Annotated in this window: 1 protein-coding gene; it reads right to left on the reverse strand. The window is 69.8% G+C overall.

Features of this window, described 5'->3' with window-relative positions; genetic code table 11:
• Positions 1-1,187, reverse strand: a 1,187-nt coding sequence (locus DW306_RS05575; protein ID WP_136054628.1) for an HNH endonuclease signature motif containing protein, incomplete at its 3' end; no start/stop codon positions are given.
• Positions 1,188-1,228: the final 41 nt, after the last annotated feature.

The raw sequence follows: 1,228 nt of genomic DNA on the forward strand, positions 1-1,228 counted from the left end.
GCGAGGTTGTCGATGCGTGTCTTGCCGCCGCGGGCGTGGTCGTGGTTGTGGTCGATGTCGCACCGGTGCACGGGCATGCGACAGCCGGGGAATCGGCAGTGCTGGTCTCGGGCGCGGAGGAACCGGCGCATCTGCTCGGTGGGTGTGTAGGTGTCGGTCTGGGTGACCATGCCGAACCGGTCGAGGAGGAGCCGGGTCCATCCGGTATTCCGCCCGGCGAGGTGTCGGGCGATATCCGGGTGGAGGGGGCCGTGGCCGTCGAGGTCGGCGGGGCGGTCATCGGCCCCGGCGAGGGTGGTTCCGGCGATCGTGACCTGGATGCGGCCCTGGATGTTGTCCAGCCCCGCCCCGTGGACGGCGCTCGGGTCGGCGGCGAGCAGCAGATCCGCGAGCAGATCGGCCTGCACCTGATCCCACGTGCGCGTGTCCGTCACGACATCATCGACGTCGGAGTCGATGTCCGTTCCGAAGTCGATGTCAGGGTCAGTGGCGAACGTGTCGTCGCTGAAGATCGTGCCCCGGTCACGGGCGACGTCGCGGTCATCGTCCCGGTCGACGTCGGTGTCGGCATCGGTATCGGTCTCTCGTGCGGGCTGCTCGCGGGCGCCTTCACGGAAGGCACCACGTGCGCTGCCCGCGTCTCGATTGCCACGGTTCCGGACCACGTGTCGCGCCATCTGCGCCAGCCGGTCGGCGATCGCGACCGCCACCCATTCCGGGAGAACCGCCGTCAACAGGGCGAGTCCGTCCCCGACGGAGCGGACCTTCACCCCCCGCTCGCCCGCGGCACGCGTGTGCCGCTCCGTAACGGTCTCGCCGACCAATGCGGCAGCGACCTGCCTCGCGTGCGCGGCCGTGCGGGCCGCGGTCTCCTGTTCCGCGAACACCAGCACCGCCGCTTCATAGAGCCCCATCACGTCGGCATCCACCCGCCGGTTACGGATCGCCTCCGCGACGATCGCACTCGCCCGGCAGATCTCCCGCACATGCGCCGCACTGACCCGCCCGACCGCGAAAGCCGCTCGCACCGCTGGTAGTTGTTCGCTCAGGGTGCGGGCATCACTGAATGCGAACTCGATCGACCCCTGGGGAATCCGTCCCGCGGCGGAGAACTCCGACACCATCGACCGGTACATCTCGGAGGAGATCACGGCGATACTCACGCCCGCCGGCGCGAGCGTGTTCATCACCGAGCCGCTTCCCGGCTACCTCGCCACAGCGGCGGGCC

The sequence above is a fragment of the Microbacterium sp. K24 genome (assembly GCF_004794465.1).
GTDB lineage: Bacteria > Actinomycetota > Actinomycetes > Actinomycetales > Microbacteriaceae > Microbacterium.